General features: G+C 38.1%; 18 protein-coding genes and 1 pseudogene. 12 read left to right on the forward strand and 7 right to left on the reverse strand.

Translation table 11 applies throughout. The features are described 5' to 3' along the window. The first annotated feature begins 4 nt into the window (after positions 1-4). The 3 genes from LD272_RS08800 to LD272_RS08810 all read left to right on the forward strand — a co-directional run bounded on the left by LD272_RS08800 (position 5) and on the right by LD272_RS08810 (position 3,350). The gene (locus tag LD272_RS08800; RefSeq protein WP_226036238.1) at positions 5-772 is read left to right on the forward strand and encodes a TerC family protein; all 768 of its coding nucleotides are present in this window, start codon (positions 5-7) and stop codon (positions 770-772) included. A 128-nt stretch (positions 773-900) separates the two neighbouring features. Next, positions 901-1,350 (forward strand): OsmC family protein, encoded by a 450-nt coding sequence (locus LD272_RS08805; RefSeq protein ID WP_226036239.1) that lies wholly within the window; start codon positions 901-903, stop codon positions 1,348-1,350. Between the two features lie 755 nt (positions 1,351-2,105). Next, positions 2,106-3,350, forward strand: coding sequence for an aminopeptidase (locus LD272_RS08810; protein ID WP_226036240.1), 1,245 nt, complete (start codon positions 2,106-2,108; stop codon positions 3,348-3,350). Positions 3,351-3,395: 45 nt separating this feature from the next. Here the strand turns inward: LD272_RS08810 and LD272_RS08815 are convergent, their stop codons facing one another. Next, positions 3,396-5,207, reverse strand: coding sequence for a DNA ligase D (locus tag LD272_RS08815; protein WP_226036364.1), 1,812 nt, complete (start codon positions 5,205-5,207; stop codon positions 3,396-3,398). Between the two features lie 164 nt (positions 5,208-5,371). Between LD272_RS08815 and ku the strand changes: the two genes are divergently transcribed. After that, positions 5,372-6,250 (forward strand): non-homologous end joining protein Ku, encoded by an 879-nt coding sequence (gene ku, locus LD272_RS08820; RefSeq protein ID WP_226036241.1) that lies wholly within the window; start codon positions 5,372-5,374, stop codon positions 6,248-6,250. Positions 6,251-6,470: 220 nt separating this feature from the next. Continuing rightward, positions 6,471-7,493 carry an acyltransferase family protein gene (locus LD272_RS08825; RefSeq protein ID WP_226036242.1) on the forward strand — a complete coding sequence of 341 codons (1,023 nt, stop codon included), beginning with the start codon at positions 6,471-6,473 and terminating at the stop codon, positions 7,491-7,493. A gap of 30 nt (positions 7,494-7,523) precedes the next feature. Here the strand turns inward: LD272_RS08825 and LD272_RS08830 are convergent, their stop codons facing one another. Further along, complete coding sequence (locus LD272_RS08830; RefSeq protein WP_226036243.1) at positions 7,524-8,390, reverse strand: fructosamine kinase family protein; 867 nt, start codon at positions 8,388-8,390, stop codon at positions 7,524-7,526. 145 nt (positions 8,391-8,535) lie between these two features. Here LD272_RS08830 and LD272_RS08835 point away from each other — a divergent pair, with 145 nt between their 5' ends. The 4 genes from LD272_RS08835 to LD272_RS08850 all read left to right on the forward strand — a co-directional run bounded on the left by LD272_RS08835 (position 8,536) and on the right by LD272_RS08850 (position 10,984). Then, positions 8,536-8,703, forward strand: coding sequence for a hypothetical protein (locus tag LD272_RS08835; RefSeq protein ID WP_226036244.1), 168 nt, complete (start codon positions 8,536-8,538; stop codon positions 8,701-8,703). 217 nt (positions 8,704-8,920) lie between these two features. Then, the gene (locus LD272_RS08840; RefSeq protein WP_226036245.1) at positions 8,921-10,258 is read left to right on the forward strand and encodes a sodium-dependent transporter; all 1,338 of its coding nucleotides are present in this window, start codon (positions 8,921-8,923) and stop codon (positions 10,256-10,258) included. Between the two features lie 67 nt (positions 10,259-10,325). Then, a complete protein-coding gene (locus tag LD272_RS08845; protein ID WP_226036246.1) occupies positions 10,326-10,601 on the forward strand; it encodes a DUF5327 family protein in 276 nt (91 codons plus the stop codon). A 14-nt stretch (positions 10,602-10,615) separates the two neighbouring features. Further along, positions 10,616-10,984 (forward strand): DUF423 domain-containing protein, encoded by a 369-nt coding sequence (locus LD272_RS08850; protein WP_226036247.1) that lies wholly within the window; start codon positions 10,616-10,618, stop codon positions 10,982-10,984. On the opposite strand, the gene LD272_RS08855 is transcribed toward LD272_RS08850, so the two are convergent. The 4 genes and pseudogenes from LD272_RS08855 to hemQ form a co-directional block, all read right to left on the reverse strand. Beyond that, positions 10,977-11,225: a hypothetical protein gene (locus LD272_RS08855; RefSeq protein ID WP_226036248.1), complete on the reverse strand. Its 249-nt coding sequence runs from the start codon at positions 11,223-11,225 to the stop codon at positions 10,977-10,979. The two genes, LD272_RS08850 and LD272_RS08855, sit on opposite strands and share 8 nt — an antisense overlap. A gap of 123 nt (positions 11,226-11,348) precedes the next feature. Beyond that, positions 11,349-11,900: a spore coat protein GerQ gene (gerQ, locus tag LD272_RS08860; protein ID WP_226036249.1), complete on the reverse strand. Its 552-nt coding sequence runs from the start codon at positions 11,898-11,900 to the stop codon at positions 11,349-11,351. 71 nt (positions 11,901-11,971) lie between these two features. Next, positions 11,972-12,369, reverse strand: a pseudogene (locus LD272_RS08865) (cell wall hydrolase). An 856-nt stretch (positions 12,370-13,225) separates the two neighbouring features. Next, positions 13,226-13,975: a hydrogen peroxide-dependent heme synthase gene (gene hemQ, locus LD272_RS08870; RefSeq protein WP_226036250.1), complete on the reverse strand. Its 750-nt coding sequence runs from the start codon at positions 13,973-13,975 to the stop codon at positions 13,226-13,228. Between the two features lie 287 nt (positions 13,976-14,262). On the opposite strand from hemQ, the gene pta reads away from it, so the two are divergent. Both pta and menC read left to right on the forward strand, forming a co-directional pair. Continuing rightward, positions 14,263-15,234 carry a phosphate acetyltransferase gene (gene pta / locus LD272_RS08875; protein WP_226036251.1) on the forward strand — a complete coding sequence of 324 codons (972 nt, stop codon included), beginning with the start codon at positions 14,263-14,265 and terminating at the stop codon, positions 15,232-15,234. 184 nt (positions 15,235-15,418) lie between these two features. Further along, positions 15,419-16,546 (forward strand): o-succinylbenzoate synthase, encoded by a 1,128-nt coding sequence (menC, locus tag LD272_RS08880; RefSeq protein ID WP_226036252.1) that lies wholly within the window; start codon positions 15,419-15,421, stop codon positions 16,544-16,546. Between the two features lie 55 nt (positions 16,547-16,601). Here menC and LD272_RS08885 read toward each other — a convergent pair whose 3' ends face one another. Next, on the reverse strand, positions 16,602-17,444 hold the full coding sequence (locus LD272_RS08885) for a lipoate--protein ligase family protein (RefSeq protein ID WP_226036253.1): 843 nt from the start codon (positions 17,442-17,444) through the stop codon (positions 16,602-16,604). A 618-nt stretch (positions 17,445-18,062) separates the two neighbouring features. Between LD272_RS08885 and LD272_RS08890 the strand changes: the two genes are divergently transcribed. Next, complete coding sequence (locus LD272_RS08890; protein ID WP_226036254.1) at positions 18,063-19,718, forward strand: BCCT family transporter; 1,656 nt, start codon at positions 18,063-18,065, stop codon at positions 19,716-19,718. The last annotated feature ends 356 nt before the right edge of the window (positions 19,719-20,074 follow it).

Genomic DNA, 20,074 nt, shown 5'->3' on the forward strand with positions numbered 1-20,074 from the left:
TATAGTGGATGCACAGCTTTTAATTGAGTATGGTTGGGTATTACTTGTATTGATTGGGTTAGAGGGTATTCTGGCAGCGGATAATGCATTAGTTTTAGCAATTATGGTTAAACATTTGCCTGATGAACAACGGAAAAAAGCACTATTTTATGGTTTGGCAGGGGCATTCGTACTACGATTTGGATCATTATTTGTTATTTCATTTCTCGTTGATGTTTGGCAAGTACAAGCAATCGGAGCGGCATACTTATTATTTATTTCAGGAAAACATCTCTATGATACATTCTTTTCTAAGAAAAAAGATGAGGTCGAAGAAGTGGCTAAAGAGGGCAGTGGGTTTTGGATGACTGTCTTTAAAGTAGAACTTGCCGATATCGCTTTTGCGGTCGACTCAATTCTTGCAGCAGTAGCACTAGCAGTAGCGTTACCGGCAACTGGACTTGGAACCGTTGGTAGCCTAGATACTGGACAATTTGCTGTTGTATTAGCAGGTGGTATGATTGGTCTTATTATTATGAGATTTGCAGCTAATGTGTTTGTTCGTTTACTTCACGACCGTCCAGGTTTAGAGGTTGCGGCATTCGTGATTGTTGGTTGGGTAGGAATTAAACTTGTAGTCAGCGTATTAGCACATGAAGACCTTCATATTTTACCGCATGACTTTGCACATTCCTTAGCATGGAAGCTGATCTTCTACCTTGTATTAGTAGCAATTGCAGCAGCAGGCTGGTTCCTTTCAGGTAGAAATAAAAACAAAAATGCAGAAGCATAGGATTTTAAACAAGACCGAGAAGATTTATTTCTCGGTCTTGTTTATTTACATAGAGAGCAAATAATTTTAAAAAGGATTATGATTAGTCTTAAAATGGAAATAGATAGAAATAGAAAGGGTGAACGGATTTGGCTACACATCATTTTCATTTAAAAGCGGATTGGCCAGGTGGGCGAAATAATGTCGGTTCGATTACTGCCGGAAATTTAAAAACGGAAATATCTATCCCGCCTGAAATGGATGGCCCTGGGATAGGAACAAATCCTGATGAAATGCTGTTAGGTGCTGCCTCGACTTGTTACATAATCACATTAGCAGCTATGATCGAACGTGCACAATTACCATTAGAGCAGATGGACCTAGAATCGATTGGAGTGGTTGATGTTACAAGCGGTGTATTTACGTATCAAAAAATAATACACAGACCAACAGTGATATTGAAAAGCGGTGCATCAACGGATGAATTAACAAAAGCAAAACAGCTAGTGGAACAGGCAGAGAAATCGTGTATGATCTCAAGAGCAATAAAAGGAAATGTTGAACTAGAGCTACAAGCAGAGGTCTATAGTGAACAATAACATCCGGGTGTCCTCAAATATTATCTATGAGGACGCCCGTTTTTTTGCTGATTAAAAGTGACGCAAAATCGATAGACTACGACGTAACTTTTCATGAACTTGGACTTGCTATCTTTCACTCTAATTGAATCGAGTGGCCTACGATCGCTTCGTCAGAATACTTCGCTTTCCGTGGGCACGGCCTAAAGCCTCAGAATCAAAAAACGATTCTTCCGGGGTCTTCGGACTCGTGGGACTGCGATTACTCGTCCCATCGAAAACCTTTTGCTGTTCCCACAGGACCAGGGATACTTCGAAAGCATTTGCATCGCACGAAGAAAATCGACCTTAATTTTCGAGGAGTCTTCGTATTCTGCCTACGCTAAGTAGTGGTGTTCTGATTAATGAAAACCTTAATACCGTCAAATCAACGTTTTATGGGGGTCTTCCCACTTGAACAAAAAGCTATTCTAAGCGGAGGAAATACACGAAGACTCCTGCGGGAGGAAAGGCATAGATGAGACCCCGCAGTGCGCAAGCACGAGGAGGCTCAGCAGCCACCCGCGGAAAGCGAAGTGTATTTCCACAGCGCTGAATTTAGCACTCATTTTAGAGAGAGTGGAAGAAAGCAAAAGTTACGTCGCAGTTTCTATCGACTACGAAGCTTTAAAATAGTAAAAGCGCCGAAAGTTTAAACATAAACTCGAAGGAACCGTTTTCGCTTCCAATAAATGCCTTTCTATGAAATAATGGTTTAAAAAAGTGGAGGTCATACGATGTCAAACTTTCAGGAATCTCTCGAAAAGTATGCAAAGCTAGCAATTGAAACCGGTGTTAATCTACAAACAGGACAAGGATTAATTTTGAATGCGCCAGTGGAAGCGGCTGAATTTGTAAGGCTAGTTGTCAAAGAGGCCTACGCAGCTGGTGCGAAGAATGTTCATGTTGAATGGAATGATGAGGATCTTACATATTTAAAAATGAAGCATGCACCAATGGAAGTGTTAGAGAACTTTCCGAAATGGCGCGCACAGGGCTTAGAAGAAATGGCAAAGGATGACTATGCATTATTAACAATTTATGGTGAAAATCCTGACTTGTTAAAAGATATCGACGCAGCTAGAATATCTGCCACTAGTAAGGCAGGGGCTGAGGCATTAACCGAATACCGTAATTTTATTATGAATGATAAAATCAGCTGGTCAATTGTCGGTTATCCAACAAGGTCTTGGGCAGAAAAAGTGTTTCCTGACGTTTCTAGTGATGAGGCACAACGTAAATTATGGGATAACATATTCAAAATCGTTAGAATTGATAAGGAAAGTCCGGTGGATGCTTGGAATAAACACAATGAAACATTACGGATAGCTAGAGAATATTTGAATGAAAAGCAGTACACCAAGCTTATCTATCAAACAGAAGGAACTGATTTAACAATCGAACTACCTAAAAACCATATATGGCATGGTGGATCGGCTGTATCTGAAACAGGCACTGAATTTAATCCTAATATGCCAACAGAAGAAGTATTCACAATGCCAGCCAAGTATGGTGTCAATGGAATAGTTTCGAGTACAAAGCCGTTGAGCTATGGTGGAAATCTTATCGACAAATTTAAATTAACATTTAAGGATGGTAAAGTTGTTGATTTCACTGCTGAACAAGGCGAAGAGTCATTAAAGCACCTTCTAGATACTGATGAAGATGGAGCACGTCGCCTAGGTGAAGTAGCACTTGTACCGCACCAATCACCTATTTCACAGTCCGGAATTATTTTTTACAATACGTTATTTGATGAAAATGCTTCCTGCCACTTAGCACTTGGTAAGGCTTATCCGACCAACATTGAAAATGGTCCAAACATGAGTGAACAAGAAATGGACAAGTTCGGAGTTAATGATAGCTTGGTTCATGAGGACTTTATGATTGGTTCTGCCACACTTAATATAGATGGGGTAACCGAAGATGGAAAAACAGAAGCAATTTTCAGAGATGGCAACTGGGCAATCTCTTTTGACTAAATGAAAATAGTGTGTGAAATGCTTGGGAACACCACCCAAGCATTTTTAATTATCGTCAACAAATTCCTTAACTAGCTGTAAGTCCTGCGTGCGACGTGTTTCCTGGTAGCTCGCGAATGGACAGCCGAGTTGTTTGACCCTATCTACTACTGTCTCAATCGTGAAATTAATTGGTGATAGGGAATCATTGACTTCTTTCCAAAACAGTGGCGTTGAAACTGTTGCTTGCTTGTTAATTCTCGGTGAATAAGGTGCAATTAATGTCTTGTCTTTGCCGTGCTGCACATAATCAATATATAAGCGGTTATGGCGGTTTTTTTTGAATCGCTCCGTCGTAAACAGGTCGGGGTGCTTTTTCTCTAGTAAATAGGCTATTGTTTGTGTGAATGTGGCGGTGTCTTTATATGTGATGCTACCTTTTGTTACAGGAATGTAGACCTGGAGTCCTTTATTGCCGGATGTTTTAACAAAGGATTTAAGTTGGAATTGATCAAGCAGTTCTTTAAGAAGCTGAGCGGCATAAATAGAAACAGGAAATTCCTCGATGCTAGGTGGATCTAAATCGAAAACAATCTCATTCGGCTTATTCTCCCCCATAAACTGGAATGGAACATGGTATTCTAATGCACCGTGGTTTCCAAACCAAATCAGAGCATCAACACTACCACAGTGCAGGAGTGTTTCCTCATCCGCTTTTAATCCTGCAACAAAATCTGGTGCGTAACTGGGTAAGTGTTTTTGAAAAAAAGATTCTTCATCAACCCCATCTGGACAGCGAATTACTGTTAATGCTTTATTTGTTAAAAAAGGTAGCATATATGGTGTGATTTCGCGCAAATAAAGTAACAAATCTCCTTTAGTCAGCCCTTTTTCCTCCCAGAATACTTTATCTTGCTTCGAAAGATCTACTGTATCTGGAAACATAGCGAGAGCACTTCTAACCTCATTATATGTACACTGTTCAGGTGTTAAATCTAATCTGAACTCTTTAAAGACGGGTTCTCTTAATTCTCCGTCTTTGACGTCTAAGCAATTTACATCGACACAAATAGCAGGCGGTAACTGGTAAACGTCACCAACTTTTGTCCCTTTAGAGGAAATGAATTTCTTTAATATAGTTAAATGCTCACCCTCCAACCCGTGTTTAAATTTACCTAGTGGTTCAAGCAAATGATTGTGATAGCTTGCAACTTCAAAATAGCCGTTTTCTTTGTTATATGTAGTCAGTACACCGGTGATTGTACGCCAGTTTTTAATTTTAAACCAATCACCATGTACCTTTCCTAAAGTATATTTACTATCCATTCGCTTAGCTACGATACCTTCTCCGTGGTGCTCAACTATCTGTTTCCATAGGTCACTTTCATTAGAATAACTGGAAATAAACCCTAAGCGTTCATTAAAGTATAACTCGCCCTCAACTCCTAAACCATCAAATAAATTCTTCAATTCTTTTTTTCTGGTTTGGTAGGTTTCTTTTGTAAGAGTTTTTCCATTCAAATCTAGTAAGTCAAACCCAAGTAAATGAGCGGGCCGGTCTAATGCTGCCTGCTTTATTTTATCATTTGATTTAAGTCGACCTCTTTGCTGTAATAGTGAAAAATTAGCTTGAAGTTTCGTGTTTAAAATAGCAATTTCTCCGTCTATTTTTAGAGGTAAATGAGAAGAGATTTTTCCTTGATTTTGTTTGCAATAACTAATAATTTCCGGGAAATTGTTGGTAAGATCTTTACCGTTTCTGCTAATTAAAAAAACATCATTTATCCCCCAATCTAACACGGCACGAAATCCATCATATTTGACTTCGTAGCCCCATTGTTTCCCTTGAGGAGATTCGTCACTTGGCTTTGGTTGCATTAATTTCAATTTAACCACCTCAAGCTGTAGTTTATGCATACTGATTGTTCTTAACCGTCTAGGATAGCAATTTTTTTAGCTGAGATGATAAGTTGACCTTGAAGGCAACACTGGGATAAAAGTAATTGAATCAGACAAACTAACATAAAAAGGAGGTCGTTCTTATGCACACAATGTGGAAAGGTACGATTAGCTTCGGCCTTGTTAATATACCCGTTAAATTACATGCCGCAACCGAAAATAAAGATGTGAAACTCCGCCAACTTCATAAAGAGTGTCAATCTCCGATTAAATACGAAAAGATGTGCCCGGTATGTGATAGAGAAATTGAAAACGATGAAATTGTAAAGGCATATGAATATGCAAAAAATAAATTTGTCGTCTTAACAGCTGAAGAAATTGAAGAGTTACAGGAAGAACAAACGGATAAATCGGTTGAAATAGTCGATTTTGTCCAATTGGAGGAGATTGATCCAATCTATTTTGAGAAGAGTTATTATTTATCACCGAATGAGGGTGGAGGTAAGGCATATTCCTTACTGCGAAAAGCGTTAGAGGAAACAGGGAAAATCGGGGTAGCCAAAATGATCATCAGGTCTAAAGAGCAATTGGCAGCAATTAGAGTCTATCAGAACACATTAATTGTTGAAACAATCCATTACCCTGATGAAGTCAGAAATGTACAAGACGTTCCAAATGTGCCAGAAGAAGTTGAACCAGTTAAAAAGGAATTGGATACCGCGAAACTGCTAATTGATCAGTTAACTGCGGAGTTTGACCCTGAGAAATATCAAGATGAATACCGAACAGCTTTACTCGATTTAATTGAAGAAAAGAAAAATCAAGATCAGACAACAACTGCTAAACAAAAGGAAGTTCCAAACAATGTAACAAATCTAATGGATGCGCTTGAAGCGTCGTTGGACCGGGCTAAAACAACTAAGCCAAAGCCAGCTGCAGAAAAGAAAAAAACAACGGCGAAAAAGACAACAGCTCCAAAAAGGGCAAATCCACAGAAAAAACAAACAAAAAAGAATGCGTAATAGATATCGTCCTACAGATCCTTCGTAGGGCGATTATTTATTAAATGGATCTTTTATAACGAGAGGATTTCCCGACTTTTCAGTATCATTAAAAGTTTTACAGTTTATTTACTCTTCATAACAATTCAGTAACAACCATACAAAAAAGCTCATTTCGGTGCGAAAATTATATACAGAAGGGTAATAGGTAAGTAATCTGTAAAAAAAGGAATGAGCATGTATGCAACGTGAAGCTTTTATTGATAATGCAAAGTTCTTTTTAATATTTTTGGTTGTCTTTGGTCATGTTATTCAACCAATGACAGCGAACTCAGAAACGATTGGAGTCATTTATCACTGGATTTACTTTTTTCATATGCCAGCTTTTATTTTTCTTGGCGGCTTTTTTGCAAAAGGATCGGGTAACAAAGGTTATTTAGCTAAATTGTTTAAAAAGCTTATCTATCCATATTTACTGTTTCAACTTATTTACACAGGCTATTACTTTTTAATTGGTATGGATGGATGGCAAACGACAGTCTTTAAACCACATTGGGCTCTATGGTTTTTACTAAGCTTGTTTTGCTGGCATCTACTTTTAATTGTGTTTAAGAAAATGCCGCCACTATTTAGTGTCGTAATTGCAATTGAAATTGGGATAATTATCGGGTATATAAGTGGAATTGGTCACACATTTAGTTTATCAAGAACCTTTGTATTTTTCCCGTTTTTCCTAATGGGATATTGGATATCAAAGGAGCAGTTGTTAAAGGTAAAGGCGAAGAGTGTAAAAGTTACTGCCATTTTTGTAATGGCAATTGTAGCAGCAGGAATTATAGTTGCACCAACCTTCTCAACCAGCTGGTTACTTGGTTCAGAGTCTTACGCATCAATGGGGTATCCTGAAATTGGAGGATTTATTCGATTAGGAGTTTACCTTGTTGCAATTTTAATGGCGGTAAGTATTATGGCCTGGGTGCCAACAAAAGAAAGTTTTGTCACAAAATTAGGGCAGAGAACCTTATACGTTTATTTGCTCCATGGCATCTTTATTCAGTTTTTTAGGCAGGCTGATTTATTTAGGGTGAACAATTTGTTGGATCTGATAGGACTGATAGTAATATCGTTTGCAGTTGTCTTACTACTTTCTAGCAAACCTACCCTGACTTATACCCAGCCACTTATAGAAGGGAAATTTTCGTTGTTAAAAAATCAATTCTCACAAAATAAACCTAGGAGAAGAGAGGTTCAAATCGATAAGTAAACGAATGTCCCTTACTATAAGGGGCATTCGTTATGTATATCGGGCTAAGATACGATCAACTGATGGTCCGTAACTTTCTCCGAAAATATTGAGGTGAACAAGCAGGTAGTATAGTTGGTATATAGGCTTTACTTCTTGATAGTTTCTAGGTAAAGGAAACACTTCTTCGTAAGCATGATAAAAATCCGATGAAAAACCACCAAATAATTCAGTGAAAGCAATTTCGAAGGCGTGATCGCCGTAAAAGACGGACGGGTCAATTAAATAAGGATTTCCATTTGCTCCTGTTAAGTAGTTTCCTCCCCATAAATCGCCGTGCAGCAAGGAAGCTTTTGGATGTTTGTCCATCCATTTGTCTAACGTACTTATTAGCTTTTCTAGACGTTCCCTTCTTTGTTTGAGCATACGTCCACGGCTAATGGCAAGTTCAAATTGAGGTACTAATCGCTGGTTTTGATAATAAGTTAGCCAGCTATCAAAATAACCATTTCTTTGAGTTAGTGTACCCACAAATGTATCTTCTTCAAAACCAAATTGTTCATTTGAATGAAGGTGCATTTGGGCTAATTGATTTCCAAGTAACGAACTAGTAGCATCTGCTTGATTCCCTTCAATCCAATCAAGAATCATCAAGCATTCTTCGCCGTTACGGGGCTCATCATAATAATATACATATGGAACGTGGATGGTTTTGGTTGATTCAATTAACGATAATCCTTTTGCCTCCACTCGAAAAAAATGCTCTGGAACCTGTTGATTGCCTTTAATAAAATACTGCTTAGCTTCTGTCTGTACATAGTAAGCTTCGTTAATGTCTCCTCCGGAAACCTGCTTAATGCATTTAATTTTTGTGTGATCACCAATTTTGGTTAAACCTGCTTCAATAAATGGTTTCATAAGTATTCCATCCTCATAGATAGTTTTTACTGGTATAATCTTATCAAAAAAATTTAGTGTATTTCAAAATAGTTGTATTATTTGTTTAATAGTGTAAAATAAAGGTAGATAAAAGAAAGCGCTTTCAATCATTGGAGGGGAAATAATGGTGGATTTTTCATGCTGGGAAGAAAGTGTTAAGGAAAATTTAGGGCGTAGCCTAGACCAAACCGAACGGGAATTTTTATTATGGGTCCATCAACAGGATAAAAAAGAGAAAGATGAAAAATTAGTTAAGAAGGAAAATAAAAAATATACATTTTTAGTATTTTAAGCCTTGGACATTGTCTAAGGCTTTTGTTCTGTTTTAGGGAGGATTTTAAAGTTCATCATATCCTGCGATTGCAGTCGTGGCGATAATTTTTTGTTTTTTGCGAAGAATAATCCTGACAATAAATACATAGTTATCTACGCTGACCTTTCGTATTAGCACTTTTTTGTGTACAATGAATAATCGATGGTTTCGATATGGAAAGGAGTTAAGGCTATATATGGAAAGAGAAAATTGGGCATCAAAATTAGGTTTTATGCTAGCCGCTATGGGATCTGCTGTAGGGCTGGGGAATATTTGGCGTTTTTCCTACGTTGTCGGTGAAAACGGCGGGGGAGCATTTTTAATCCTTTACTTAGCTAGTGTGCTAGTTATTGGTGTGCCGCTTTTATTGGCAGAAGTTAGTATTGGTAGGAAGGCGCAGAGTGATGTAGTCGGATCCTTCCAAAAACTAGCTCCAGGAAAGCCTTGGTTTTTAGCAGGTTTTTTCGGTGTTGTGGCATCATTTTTAATTTTGGGTTTTTACAGCGTTGTAGCAGGATGGTCAATGTATTATTTTTGGAATTATTTGACAGGAGAGCTTTTCGCAGTGCCGTCTGAGGGTTATGGTTTCATTTTTGATTCGTTTATTACATCTGTTTATCAACCCTTGTTTTGGCATGGACTATTTATGATTTTTACTATTTTTATAGTGTTAACTGGAGTAAAAAAAGGTATCGAATTTGCGAATAAGTTATTTATGCCAGCTCTTGCAATCTTACTGCTTCTTTTGGCAGGTTACAGTCTTTCTTTAGATGGTGCGATGGAAGGAGTACGATTTTTATTTCAACCTGATTGGTCTGTGTTAGATGACCCATCTGTGTATATAGCTGCTCTTGGACAAGCATTCTTTTCGTTGAGTTTAGGCGTAGGTACTATGATGACTTATGGGAGTTATTTGTCGAAACAGCATCGCTTGCCTGGGGCTACCGTTGGAATTGGAATTATGGATACATTTTTTGCAATTATTTCAGGTATTGTTATTTTTCCAGCAGTATTCGCATTTCAAATTCAACCGGATTCGGGTCCAGGGCTAGTATTTATCATTTTACCAGATATTTTTGCACAAATGCCTTTTGGTGGTTTGGTTGGAATTCTGTTTTTCTTATCGCTAACACTGGCAGCGATATCGTCTTCAATTTCATTATTAGAAGTGCCGGTTGCATATTTTATTAGAGTTAAGAAATGGAGTAGAAAATTTGCATCAATTGTGACGGGTTCTATCATGTTTGCTTTAGGTATAGCTGCTTCTTTAGGTATGGGTGGCTTGTCGCATATCACTCCAATTGGCGATTATAATATTATGGATTCCATGGATTTTGTTGCATCGAACATCTTATTACCATTTGGTGGACTTGCAATGGCCTTATTCATTGGATGGCATTTTACGAAGCAACAAGCCTTTGAGGCAACTGATCTAACTAATTCAGCCTTCCGTAACATTTGGTATTTGTTAATTCGTTATATTGTCCCGGTTTTAATCATTATAATTTTTTTGAATACTTTAGAGATTATTTAGTGAAAGATACCATTTTTTCATGGTATGCTTGGGTTTAGATTATATAGGGCAATAGGAGGCAGGATCGATGGCTATTTCCAGTCAAGCAGTCTTATCAAAGATGATCAAAGAATTACAGGTAGCGACTACAGTGAAAGACCAAGAAGCAGTCCGAGAACATGTACATGCAGTTCGGTTGCTGTGTGATTTACTATTGGACGACCCTGAAACGGTCGAAATAGACCAGGAACAAGAAATGAAGAAAATGATTGGCGCTACTGATCAGCAACCGATTAAGGATAAAAAATCTACACCATCGTTAGATCATGATGAAGGAAATGGAAAATCTATCTTTGATTTTTAAGCGGGGGAACAAAAATGAAACTTTTTTTAATTATTGGTGTGATTAATGGTTTTCTAGCCGTTGCCTTAGGAGCGTTTGGAACTCATGGGCTAGAGGGAAAACTATCTGAAAAAGCAATAAAGACATGGGAAAAGGCCGTTACGTATCAGATGTTTCATACGATGGCAATACTCGTTACTGGACTTTTATTGAATAAATTCCAAACACCTAGTTTTGTCATTGCTGGATGGTTTTTTGTTGTTGGTATTATTCTTTTTTCTGGAAGTTTATATATCTATGCACCTACAGGAATTAAGACGTTTGCAATGATTACTCCACTTGGTGGATTAGCCTTTTTAATAGGCTGGGTACTTCTAGGCTATGCAATAATCAAATTTATTTAATGTATAAAAATATAACAAAAACGATAATGATGAGAGCTCGTAATACTTGCTGGATAAACTGAAAACTATTTTGCTTTTTCCATTCTACTAATGCCTCGAAGGTAAAGCTAAGAGCTAAAGAAAAGCAAGTAAACAGTGCCAAAAGCAAATGACCATATACGAGCGCTATTGCACCTAAGATCAATGTTAAAAACATCATAAGCACCTGTAGTTGTTCAAATTGTTGATAAGGATGCTTCAATTGAATTGACCTCCTGTCCATGTTATAGAAGAAAATGAAACCCTTGCAGCATAATTAGTTATGGAAGCAAGGGTTTTTAAAATGGAGAAAAACTTTTAATTAGTCATTCATCTTGCTATTACCTTATCTAGGTGGATAGTTTGCGAACTGACCAGTGCCAGCACCTGCACCATATGGATATTGATACTGTATCTCTTCATCAAACGTAATATAATCCAAGTAAATCATTAATAAGATGTGTCGTTTACCTGTTTCTGGGTTGCTAATAATGATATGATCTCTTCCGGCTGCTTCAATAATGCCTTTAAAAACCATTGCATTCCAACGATCGTTATTTTCAAATGTCATGTAGATGGTTGCTAATTTCCCCCGGTTAAGTCGTAAGATATTTTCGATATATGATTCCTCTACTGGCAACATGCCTGGTACACCCTGCATCCCTGGCATGCCCTGCATCCCTTGAGGCATCCCGGCTTGCATCCCTGGTTGATAATAGCTAGGTTGTGAAGCTTGGGACATTGGTTGCTGTTGATAATATGGTGGCTGAACGTATCCATATCCTCCTTGACTCGGTTGACCAGCACCTATAGTTTGACCGCTGGCACCTGAAGGGTAACCACCAGCTCGCTTAGGCTGATCGCTACCAGTTGGTGCTTGTCGTTTCTCTTCACTCATGTTAAATTCCCTCTCCCTTTTTTAAAATTATGACTACTAACCCCTTAAGTAAAACTACTTTCTCTAGAGTTTTAAAAAACTTCTGGACATTCAGCTTGTGTCGGACTATAGAAACAGTGAGATTTATAACGCTCTGTATTCCACTGACCAAACCACTTAACAGGACAACTTCCTTCTGGAGAAAAACCAAAGAGAATTACTAGCTGTGTGGTACTTTTTACCGCTAATTACTTTTCTTGCAAGATCTAAATCTTGCGGTCTTGCGCGTTGGTAAAAGTAATCTTTCTTTGTTGCTTCAGGATCCGTCGGGGCTCTATATCATCAAAATCCAAACAACTTTTTCGTACACGGTTTACTCCAGTGTTTCCAGTCATTAGCATCCCGAGTTTGCCATCACCTTCTGCGTCAGCTCGCAAGTCAATCGAGCTAGCAGTTTAACATCTTCCTCAGTGCTTTGAATAACTGCCATTTAGGTCACCTCTCTTTGATGCAAAACATAATCATATGGAGCATGAATGATGTTATCTGCGCACATACTCTAATACACATATGTATGCAAAAAAATAAAAGGAATGATTAAAATTGGGAAATTACTTAGAAAAATTGGGTTTCGTTTATACCCAGAGTTAAACGAAGGGCGTGTTTTTAAAACTACCTCGCGTTATGCAAGTCACTACTTTAGTTTATGCTCTTGTGGTGATTGTTTTTATAAAACAAATCGTCACAGTTGATAGAAACTGCGACGTAACTTAAATGATGAGTGCATAATTCCTGTCCCGGAAATACACTCAAAAGGACCTTCATCACGTTCATGAAGGTTCTTCTTCATCTCTTTCACTACCAAAAGGACCTTCATCACGTTCATGAAGGTTCTTCTTCATCTCTTTCACTACCAAAAGGACCTTCATCACGTTCATGAAGGTTCTTCTTCATCTCCTTCACTACCAAAAGGATCTTCATCACGTTCATGAAGGTTCTTTTTCATCTCTTTCACTACCAAAAGGACCTTCATCACGTTCATGAAGGTTCTTCTTCATCTCTTTCACTACCAAAAGGATCTTCATCACGCTCATGAAGGTTCTTTTTCATCTCCTTCACTACCAAAAGGATCTTCATACTCTGATAAACAGCTTATGGATCACTTTAATTGATTATCCAAGAATATTTCATCCTACTTGTAAAACCACCTATCTGGTACCCACCACGTGCTTTCCAGTATGACGAGGCATGTTACGTCGGAGTTTATAGATTTTGTGGCAAAACGACAATATAAAAAGGCTGGCCGCTATATTTACGATAGCGGCCAGCCTATTAAGTCTTAACTATTAAACGTGAAGGAACGATGGTAATTCTTCATTTGTAAGAAGGTTACCAATATAGAAGGAACCAAATTCACCGTAGCGAGCAGTTACTTCATCAAAACGCATTTCTGAAACTAATTTTTTAATTTGTAATGCATCATGTGCGAATAGAGTAACGCTCCATTCCCAGTCGTCAAGTCCCATTGATCCGGTGATAATTTGACGAATTTTACCTGCATACTTTCTACCAGTCATTCCATGTTCATACATAAGTTTCTTTCTGTCCTCCATCGGAAGTGAGTACCAATTATCATTGCCTTGGCGACGCTTGTCCATTGGGTAGAAACATATGTGGTTCCATTTAGGAAGTCTTGGCTTTAGTCTTGCTTGTATTTCAGGAGTTTGTTCAGGGTCTTTTTCCCCTTCTTTAACCATGTATTTAGAAAGCTCAACAATAGATACATAAGAATAACTTTGAGCGGTGAAATCAGCCATCTTTGATTTATTAAAGGCTAATTCAACTTCATTCAATTCTTGCATTGTTGGGCGAAGAATCATAAACATAAAATCGGCTTTATGTCCTAATATGCTATAAAATGCGTGGCTCCCGTTTTTGTTTTGTTCAACTGTGTCCCACTTAGCTAATAAATCTTGAAACTCAGTAATAGCAGCTTGACGTTCTTCACTAGATGCAAGCTTCCAGGAAATCCAATCTATTGTTCTTAAGTCATGTAAACAATACCAACCATCCATGGTTTCTACTGCTTCAGCCAAAATAATCTCTCCTTCAATGTCGATTTATGTTTTTAATATAACATAATTAGGGAAAGATAATCATTAACAAAGCTACTAACTAAACGAATGAGTGTGAACTATTTCAAAGGCAAAAGCGCTGTCTATACTCATATCACAGGCAATAGCTAAATGAGGCATGAGATTCTCAGAATTATGAACAATTAATGACAGTGTGAAAAATCTGCTTATTAGGATTTTCGTATTGCTTTTAATCATACACAAAAAAGCGTATCATATATAACAGATAGAATATGGAGGGTTAAATTATGAGCGATTTATTTACTAAAATGAAAACAAGTTTAAAAGGAAATGATAGACGTATTGTATTTCCGGAAGGTTCAGATGAAAGAATATTAACTGCTGCCAGCCAGCTAGGAGCTGAAGGTATTTTAGCACCTGTACTAATCGGAAACGAAGATGAAGTGCAACAGAAGGCGCGAGATATCGGTGTCGATATTGCTAATACTGAAATAATTGATCCAACTAATTACTCTAAATTTGATGAGATGGTAACAAGCTTTGTTGAACGTCGTAAAGGAAAAGCAACTGAGGAAGATGCACGTAAAATACTTCTTGATGAAAATTACTTTGGAACGATGTTAATTTATATGAATGAAGCTGATGGTCTAGTTAGTGGTGCTGTTCATTCAACTGCTGATACAGTTCGACCAGCTCTACAAATAATCAAAACGAAGCCTGGGATTAAGAAAACTTCTGGGGTATTTATTATGGTTCGTGACGAGGAAAAATACGTGTTTGCCGATTGTGCAATTAATATTTCTCCAGAAAGTCAAGATTTAGCAGAAATTGCATTAGCAAGCGCAGATACTGCTGGCTTGTTTGACATTGAGCCACGTGTGGCAATGCTGAGCTTCTCAACAGCTGGTTCTGCACAATCAGATGAAACAGAAAAAGTAACGAATGCAGTTAAAATTGCAAAGGAACAAAATCCTGATCTTGTGTTAGATGGTGAGTTTCAATTTGATGCGGCATTCGTACCTTCTGTTGCCGAGAAAAAAGCACCTAATTCTATACTTAAAGGCGATGCGAACGTATTTATTTTCCCAAGTCTTGAAGCAGGGAACATAGGCTATAAAATTGCACAACGCTTAGGTAACTTTGATGCAGTTGGACCGATCTTACAAGGACTAAATAAACCAGTCAACGATCTATCAAGAGGCTGCGATTCAGAGGATGTTTATAAATTAGCAATTATCACTGCAGCACAATCTTTATAAACTTACACAAAAGCTCGAGCTACTAGCTCGGGCTTTTGCTTATTTTATGCTCTTTTCATCAGCAACGAAGTTCAGTATGATAAGTAAAAGAAGCTATACTTGATGCTAACTTATTCTCGCGCACGGCCACGTTATGCGCATTCAACGCGACTTAATTATCATTCGTATTAGGAGGGGGAAATGTATGTCTGAGATAGTTATTAAAAAAGTAATTCTCCATCGATTGGTTATGCAATTGAAGAATCCATTTTCAACAAGTTTTGGGACTTTTAAAGACAAGGACTTTTTTATTGTCGAAGTTGTTGATCAGCATGGTACACAGGGGTTTGGTGAGTCAGTTGCTTTTCCGGTCCCGTGGTACACAGAAGAGACTGTCGAAACGAATGCTCACGTGATTGAATCTTTTTTAATACCACTGCTGTTTGATGCACCCTTTACTCATCCTGAGCAAGTGGGGCAAAGGTTTCAATCAATCAGACGTAATAATATGGCTAAAGCAGCTGTCGAGGGTGCTATATGGGATTTGTATGCGAACAGAAGTAATCTTCCGTTAGCAAAGGTAATCGGGGGAACGAAACAAACGATTGATGTAGGTGTTAGTATTGGTATCCAGTCATCTACTTCTAAATTGGTAGAAATAATCAGTCAACATGTCCAGGAAGGGTATAAACGAGTTAAGTTGAAAATAAAACCAGGACAAGATCTTGAGGTGTTGGCAGAAGTCAGAAAAAAATTCCCGAACTTACCCTTAATGGTTGATGCCAATTCAGCTTATACGTTAAAGGACATTGATCGCTTAAAAGAGTTTGATAATTTTCATTTGCAAATGATTGAGCAGCCACTAGCCCATGATGATTTTATTGACCATGCCAAGCTACAATCCCAACTTGAAACGCCAATTTGTTTGGATGAGAGCATTCATACATACTCCGATACAAAAACAGCGATTGCACTTGGGAGCTGTCGAATTATTAATATTAAAGTAGGACGAGTTGGTGGTATTACAGAAGCGAAGAAAATTCATGACTATTGTGCGTCACGAAAAATTCCTGTCTGGTGTGGTGGTATGCTAGAGGCTGGTGTCGGTAGAGCGCATAGCCTGGCAATTGCGTCGTTGCCTCAATTTACTCTTCCGGGTGACACGTCTGCTTCAAACAGATACTTTGCAAAAGATATTATTCGACCGGAAGTGACGATGACAAATGGTACGGTGCAAATACCCATGCAGGCTGGAATCGGCTATCAGATTGACTGGGAAGCACTAGAGGAATATCGAATCGACAAAAAAGTATGGAATAACATGGAGGCTTAGATTCTAAAAAAGGGTTTAAACCGTATTATCGAAAATACAAAAAGCACTTAGAAATCTACGACAGATCTCCAAGTGCTTTTTTGTTTCTATCAATCATTTGCTCGAGTCTTTTTTGATAAGATACAAATTCTAGTTCGCTTAATCCACCAGTTTGCATCGATTGATCAACTTCTGTTAATTTAGTTAAGATCCTGTCTTTGACTTCATTGATAGTTAATTCATTATCTAAAAGCTGTGTCAATGATGCCATTGTTTCCGGGTGAATCGTAGGATACTCAAACTTCCCTTTTTCGCCTTGTGTCCCAATTTGGTAAAACTGCTTGATTAACTCTGCTCGATTTACCCCGTCACCTTCTACGCATAAATAAATTTGAACGGCAATCCCGTTCTTTACTCGGCGCTGGGAAATACCTGCGAATTTTTTGCCACCGATACTTAAATCATACTCTCCAGGGCAATAGGAGCCTGTTACTTCAAAAGCTTTTATGTTAGTAGTCAGGTCACTAAATAATTCTTCGATAAAATAAACCATTGCTTGGTATCCTTCACGAATTCCTACCTTTTTTATGTCAGGTAAAATGAATGACATGTTTAACACTCCAGAGTCTAAGACAACAGCTAACCCACCTGAATTTCTAACGATTGTTCGATAGCCTTGTTGTTGGAGAAACCTGACAGCATCTGGCATATTTGGCAACTTGGCATCAGCAATCCCAAGTACAATTGTCCTCTCATGTACCCAAAGTCGAACCGTTGGCGGTGATTCTTGATTTCCGACAGAAATCGCCAAGGCATCATCGATAGCGAACGAGCTCATCGGTGAGTCTGAAATTTCCGGATTCGTTTGATCAATATAGCGAAGATTAGAAGTTTGCAAAACACTTTTCCAATTTGACATCATCAGTACTCCTTCAATATCTATAAGCATTTCATAGTATAACAAAAAAGCTCAGGTTTAAGCGAAAAACATACAATCAAGTTGTTTATTTATCTATTAAAAGGGTAACTAACAAGATAATATGACTAATTCTAATCATTTAAAGCGAGCAGGGGTATAGTAACTAGTGAGAATCCTGTTGATTATTGGCGAAATAAGTGTAATTGCATCAATTTCATAATCACCTTATGCAGCAATTGTCATCCGCATATAGTTTGGGAACGGTCTATCCCAACTATATGCGGATGACAACTTGCAAAAAAACAGTATTATGAAATTGACTAAATAAAGAAAGTAATTAGCGTATTCTCATGAATTTAGTAGATAAACGTGTCATAACGACGATATCTATCTGTTTATACTATATAGGGGTAAACACCTGCCTTGTCCAAGCTCTTGCTTTTGTGATAGTCTATGCAACGGATTAATTTTAGTTGTCGGATCTATTGCAAAGGGTAATTTCAAGGAGAAATCTTGTGTCATATCAGCAATTGTGGACACAATAGAGTGTAGCAATTCGCCATTTAGCAGACAACTTTATTTAAAAACAATATAACTTTATGAAAGAGGAGGAGATGTATGTCACCGAAACCTAAAGGATTGACTTCATTTCGTGAGTCTTTAAAGACGCCGGTATTTTTAATTTCACTTATTTTTGCTGTTTTATTTGTTATACTTGGTACTGTTTTACCTGATTTTGAATCCTATATGAACACAACGTTTGAATGGGTTGTCACAAATCTTGGATGGACCTTTATCCTTGGAGGAAGTTTTTTCTTAATCATTACACTTTTTCTCATCATTAGTCCACTTGGAGAAATTCGACTAGGTGGAGATAATGAAGAACCAGAATACTCGACCCCGAGTTGGTTCGCGATGCTGTTTAGTGCTGGTATGGGGATTGGTTTGTTATTTTGGGGTGTGTCAGAACCGATAAACCATTATGATTGGCCAGCCAAGGGTGAAGGCGGTACTGCCGAAGCGGTACATATGGCCTTGCAATATTCATTTTTCCACTGGGGATTACACCCGTGGGCTATCTATGCAGTCGTAGCTGGTGCGCTAGCTTACTTCACATACAGAAAAGAATTGCCAATGCTCCTTAGTTCAACGTTAGAACCGATCCTTGGCAGAGATAACCTTAATGGAGGTTGGGGAAATACTGTCAACATTATTGGTGTTATTGCCACATTGTTTGGTATCTCAACCTCACTTGGCCTTGGCGTTATGCAAATTGGTGGTGGTATGGAAACATTATTTGGTTTTCCTAATAATACAACCCTTTGGCTAGTAATTATTGTTATCGTCACAACTTTAGCTATCCTATCAACGACAACAGGTATAGATAAGGGAATTAAGTGGTTAAGCCAAATCAACATGGGTGTTGCCGGACTACTATTACTATTTGTTTTGATATTAGGTCCAACACTATTTATTCTTAATGCCTTTACACATTCGATAGGTAGTTATTTACAAAATCTAATGTCAATGTCGTTTGGAATTGATGCTGCTGGAGAGGGTACAGAAGGTTGGTATGGTACCTGGACGATTTTTTACTGGGCTTGGTGGATTTCGTGGGCACCGTTTGTAGGTTCATTTATTGCCCGTGTTTCTAGAGGACGGACGATTCGAAGCTTCTCAATCGGGGTGTTACTCGTACCAACAGCTGTTAGTATGGTCTGGTTCAGTGTATTTGGTGGTACAGCACTGTATAGAGAGCACTTCACAGATGCAAGTATCCTTGATACTGTCATGAAGGATGAAGCATTAGGATTCTTCGCAATGCTAGGACAATTTCCATTTTCAGACCTACTTGTCGTTATTGCGATGATTTCTTTAACTGTCTTTTTCATTACATCTTCTGATTCTGGAACTTATGTAATCGGGATGTTAACATCAAAAGGAAATATGAACCCACCGATCCAGTTGCGTGTGACGTGGGGAATATTAGAAGGTGCCTTTGCCGCTGTATTACTTCTAGCTGGTGGGCTAGAAGCCTTACAGACCGCAGCCGTTGTTGGTGGCTTTCCGTTTATGATCATCATGTTCTTTATGATTTACTGTTTGATCAAGGCGATGTTTGCAGAACTAAGCGGGGGATCGTTACCAATGGAACGGCAACGCATCTATACGGCGCTTGAAGACCTGCGAAGTGAACGCAAAATTCAAGATGACGTCATCAATGAAAATGAAGAAGAATGGACAGAAAATAGTGAAGATCAAGAAAATAAGTAAAATATATCCCTTACCGACTTGACGGTAGGGGATTTTTTACGGTCCGGCACCTATCTCCGACAAGCTTCTATTAAGGAGAAAAATCTAGTTAATTTAGTCAATTTCATAATAATGCTTTTTTGAAAGTTTTCATCCACATATAGTTGGGATTACCGTTCCTAGACTATATGCGGATGACAATTGCTGCATAAGGTAAGTATGAAATTGATTCACTTTTAGTTCTATTTACAAATCATAGCTTGTCGCTTATTGTAGAGATAGTGCATATCTTGACTGCCCATTCTTATCTCAGATATCAATGATTGGTACGCTAATAACTAAAGGTATACACCCTAAAATTTTAGCAACAACAGAAC

This window comes from Aquibacillus saliphilus (genome assembly GCF_020404745.1).
Taxonomy (GTDB): domain Bacteria; phylum Bacillota; class Bacilli; order Bacillales; family Amphibacillaceae; genus Aquibacillus; species Aquibacillus saliphilus.